The organism is Chitinivorax sp. B (genome assembly GCF_005503445.1).
GTDB lineage: Bacteria > Pseudomonadota > Gammaproteobacteria > Burkholderiales > SCOH01 > Chitinivorax.
Window position 1 is genome coordinate 1 of sequence record NZ_SCOH01000096.1, and the last position, 5,436, is coordinate 5,436.

Genomic DNA, 5,436 nt, shown 5'->3' on the forward strand with positions numbered 1-5,436 from the left:
AAGCACTGGTGGTCAGATACCAACTACTTCCAACCTGGCTATGAGCAGAGCCTGGGTGCGGCCAAACCCAATGCCCGTTACCTGGTGGGTGACCTGAACGGTGATCGCCAGAGTGATCTGGTGGTGATCTGGAAGAACGAGCAGGGTCAAGCCGTGGCTACCGTGTGGCGAGCAGAAATCAGCGACAGTGCAACGGCCAATTTGGTATTCCGGTGGGTGCAGGGTCCGGACCAAATTTTGGGCCAATGGAACGACAACGCCACCTACCGTCTGAATGATCAAAACAAGGATGGCCGTACCGATCTGATTGGTGCGTGGACTGATGCCGATGGCAAGGTGGTGTTGCAGACCTGGCTCAGTGATGGGATCAGTGTGTCCACTGCCGGCAACTGGGGTAAGGATGCGCAGTACCTGGATGGCGATTTCAATGGCGACGGCCGGCTTGACCTGCTGGAGATCCGTCATCGTGGTGATGGCCAAGCGGAAGCGCGGCAGTGGATTGCCACCGACACCGGTTACAGCGCGGGTACGGTCAGCGTACTGGGTAGCTGGCGTGCGGACAGCAATTGGTTGGTTGGGGATGTGACCGGAGATGGCAAGGCCGATCTGGTCGAGATTCGCCGCGAGACGGATGCTAAGGTGACCGCCACGACTTGGTTGATGACTGAAGCGGGTTTGATACACGGCGAGACGACCGATATCTCGGCCAACAATCCTTACCGTGCGCGCTATTACCTAACGGAACTGAGCGGCGATGGCAAAGCCGATCTGGTGGTGCAATGGGACAATGCGGGTACCACGTTCCATACCGAATGGACGGTCAATGGTCGTGGTTTTGTCAGAGCGCAGGAAAGCCGTTCCTGGGGTGCACAGGAAAATCATCTGCAGACCTTGGCATTGGATAACAATGCCGATGGCCGGCAGGATGTAGCGAGATTCTTTAAATACAACAATGAGCTGTGGGTTGGCGTCAATCAGCGAACTGCTGGTGGACTGAATAACTACAGTGAAATGAAGTTGGATAGCTGGAACGAGACATCACGTTTCTTCGCTGCAGATGTCAACGGTGATGGTAAACAGGACCTGATTCAGGTTTATACCGGGGTGGATAGCAATACCCATGTCAGACACTGGGTCTCGAATGGTTCGCTGTTTACTGCTGGCCAGGACGTCTCCATTGGCGAAGCGCGGCCAGGCGCCCGTTTCCTGGTCGGTGACCTGAATGCAGACGGCAAACCAGATCTGTTGCAGATTTGGCAATCGACCGACAACAAAGCCATGGCGCAGATTCTGCGCGCGACAGCTACCGGCTATAGCGGCGTGTCATCCAGTACCCTGGGCGATTGGCGGGAGGGTGCGAGCTATCGTCTGGTCAGACATAACAACGATAATCGCCCGGATTTGATTGCCAGCTGGCAGGACGCGGATGGCCGCTGGAATAGCACTACCTGGCGCCAGCAGGCTATGCCGAATCGGTTTGTGGTAGCAAGCACGCAAACCAGCGCGGCTGGTGATGCGTTCCAATCCACCGCAGCACAGTTTGCCACCAGCAATCAGGATGGATTTGGCAGCAGCGCCAATGCTTTCGCCAGTGTGACCAAAGATAACTTTGGCAGTACGACACATGCCTTTGCTGCTGTCACTGCCGATGCCTTTGGAACGTCAGTCGCCCAATTCACGGCAGCGGTTCGCGACGTATTTGGCAGCAAGGCGCAGCAGTTTGCTGTGATAGCAGCAGAATCCTTTGGCAGCACCACGGTGGCGTCGGAGGTGCGTGATATTCGCTTCGCGACGACTAACAACCACGATGCCAATCCCGCTGGATTCGACAGTGCATGGCATGTGGGCAACCCGGTGGCAGATGGCCTGTTGGGTAGCGAACAGACCACTCAGGCAGGAAACCGGCCTGTGGTTGATGACAGCAGTCTGGATGCCGTCAAAGCCCGTGTTGCCCTGGCTCAGCGCTCTGTTGGCATACAACATTTGTTTGATGAGGCTGGTCGGGAAGTATTTACATTAAGTGTGGATGGCCTGCTCACCGAACGTCAGTTTGACAGTGCTGGCAATCTATTGCGGGAAAGCCGTTATGCCACGCCAATGGTCAGCAATACTGCGCTGACTCTGGCAGAAGTACGGGCGCGATTGGCTGTGCTTCCCAAGACAGCAATGGATCAGCATAGCTATATCGTGCGTGATGCATTGGGTCGTGAGGCCTATCGGATTGGCGCAGACCGCAGTGTCAGTAGCATCGACTACGACAAAGCGGGCCGAATCACCCGCCGTACCCGCTTTGCCCAATCTTTACCCGGTAGTGTCGATCTCGGCCAGCCGCTGACACTCGATGGCATCCAGCAGGCAATGGCTGGTGGTGACCACAGTCATGATCAGATCGAACGACTCGGTTACGATGCGGCAAGCCGGCCTGTCTATGCGATCGATGGTGTGGGTCATGTTAACGAACGACGCTTCGATGGCGCTGGCAATGAAATCGGCCGCCGCATCCTATTGGGTCGTACTGATCTGGCCGTGTGGGACGCCGAACAACGGTTGACAATCGATACCAGCCAAACCGTACAGCACAGCCGGGCCTTCTATGATGCAGCCAGCCAGTTGATCATCGAGCTGGATGGGGAAGGGTATGCTACGCGCCGGATCTATGACAGCAATGGCCAACTGATCCAGCGTATCCGATACGGTACTGCCTTGACCGTGGCTGACAATGCCGATCTGGCCATCATATTGAGCAAGCTGCCTGTGACACCGGATAGCAAACTGGATTCGGTGGAACGCTATGTCTATGACACGGCAGGTCGTCTGGCGATCACCATTGACGGTGCTGGCCGGGTGCGACGTAGTGTGTACGATGGCATGGGCCGGGTGGTGCGGACGATTCAATATGCCAAGACCCTGACAGCCCAAGCCACACTGGCAGACTTCGGCAAACCCGGCGCGGCTGATCGTGTGACCGATGTGGTGTACGACAATCTGGGCCGTGCCCGATTCACCATTGATCCGGAAGGGGTGGTGGCTGAGCAGCAATACAACTATCTGGGGCAGGTCACACAATCGATCCGCCACGAGCAGCGCATCACGACACGTCCTTACGATTCGGTTGCGCTGACCCGATACGGGAACTTGGACGAAACCGGAACGATGCATGACCCGGTGAGCATGTTCTCACGTACCACCAGCCAGGGTGAGGTTTGGCAATATGGTTATGCGGCGGCGGCAGGTGCATTTACAGCATTCCCGGTTCTGACATCCAAACAGGGCGTGGATTATTGGGGCACCTCAAGCAATGGCACACCAGGCGTGTTCGTCAATCCGACCGATGCGCGTGTTACCTTCGGCACCAATTGGGTGGACGGACGTCAGGTCATGCTTCACCCCGGCTCCGGTACGACAGATCGCTATGCGGTGTTGCGATTTGTTGCACCGCAATCCGGCAGCTATCGTCTGGATGCCATGTTCCAGTCCAATGACTCGTATGGGGCCACGACTGACGTACATGTACTCATCAATGGCCAGGAGATCTTTGCTGGCAATGTGTCGAGCACATTCCGCCCACAGCTGTCGCAAGCCATTGTGGTCAAGCAGGGCGATACCATTGATTTCATGGTGGGTACCGGTGTAAACGGCACCTATTCCTATGACTCCACCAGTGTGGTGGTTGCGCTTCACCAAAGCGACTTGCCCGTGGTACTGGGCCAAGGTGACGTCGATTCGCTGGCTGTTCTGGAACAGTTGCAGGAAACCTATAAAACGCCAGCCGCACAAGCGGACAAATCGCAACGGTTCTATGACAAAGGGGGCCGCGTCAGTTTTGCAGTTGACCCTGAAGGTCGTGTCACTCATTTCCGTTATGACAGCTTTGGTCGTCTGACAGGCAGCATCGTGCATGCCGATTTACTGACCGATTTGCCACCTACATTGGCAAAACTGGAGGCTGCTTTTGCCAATGCCGACAGTACCGACCGCGTGTCATCGGCGGTCTATGATGTCGTTGGTCGCGAGATCTATCGCATTGACACCCAGGGCCAAGTAGTTGCCAAACGCTACAACTCCCTGGGGCAGCGTGTCGAGCAGATCGAGTATGCGCGGGCTATCCCGGCTGGTGTGGCGTTGGATGAGGCAACAGTCACTGCTGCCCTGCTACCCGGTAACGAAGACCGTCACACACTGTATCGTTATGACAATGCAGGTCGTTTGGTTGAGCAGACGAATGCGCTGAACAAGACTGAGCGTTTGGCTTACGACGCAGCAGGGCAATTGATCAGCCGCACGGATGCGTTGAACCATCAATGGCAGAAACGCTATGACCAGCGTGGCATGCTGGTGGAAGAACTGAACGATGCTGGCGAGCGGACACGTTACGGATACAACGCCGCAGGGCAGCGTAACAGCGTGACCGATGCCAATACCAATGTGGTAAGTAGTCGCTATGACGGGGCTGGCCAGTTGGTGGAAACGCTGGATGCCAACAACAAGGCGGAACAATACCGCTACGATACTTTTGGTAATCGGATTGAGACCAAGGATCGCTTGGGCTTCACCACCCGTGTCGAGTATGACAAGGCCAATCGTGTCATTAAAAAGTTGGATGCGCAGAACCATTTCACCGTCAATCGGTACGATGACCGTGGCAATCTGGTGATGCAACAGGTGGATCTGGGACGTGGTTCCGACGCAACGGTGCCCCTGGCCAATGGCGGTTTTGAAACCGTCAACGCAAACGGCAGTTATATCCAACGTCCTGCAGATGGGGCGTGGCTATACGAAAACAGCGCGGGCATTTCGGCCGCTACCGGCTCTGGTTTCACCAATGGCGCACCTGCGCCTGTACAAGGTAGCCAAGTTGGCTTCATTCAGGGTGATGGCCGAATCAGTCAAACGATTCAGGTGAGTACCGGCGTGGCGCTGTATTTCAAAGCGACACAACGGGTCAATGCCAATAGCCTGGATCAGCGTCTGCAGGTCTTGGTGGATGGCATCCCGCAGGGCGAGCCAATCGTTCCGCCGCGTGGTCGTTATGGTGAGTTCGTGGTGCCGTTGGCAATCATGACAGCTGGGTCACATACCGTCACGATTCAAGGATTGGGTGGCGTGGCAGGTGGTGATGTCACCGCTTTTGTCGATGACGTCAAACTGGATCAAGGTGCCGTTGCAACAACAGTCAACCGGTACGACCGAGCCGGTCGTTTACTGGCGAGCGTGAACGCGGAAGGGGAGGTGACGAGTTACGAATACGACACCTTCGGCAACCGGGTGGCGAGCGTACGGCATGCAGAGCGGGTGGCGGTATCGGCAGACAGCCTGGCGACCCTGCCAACGGTGGATGCCGCCGATCAAGCGACCCGCTACGGCTACGACCGGGCCGGCCAGCTGACAAGCACCACCAATGCCCTCAACCAGGTCAGCCGCAACGAATACGACGGT

At 56.4% G+C, this 5,436-nt stretch carries 1 protein-coding gene; it reads left to right on the plus strand.

The features are described 5' to 3' along the window. The coding region (locus FFS57_RS24230) for an FG-GAP-like repeat-containing protein (RefSeq protein ID WP_137940403.1) at nt 1-5,436 on the plus strand (5,436 nt) is incomplete at both ends.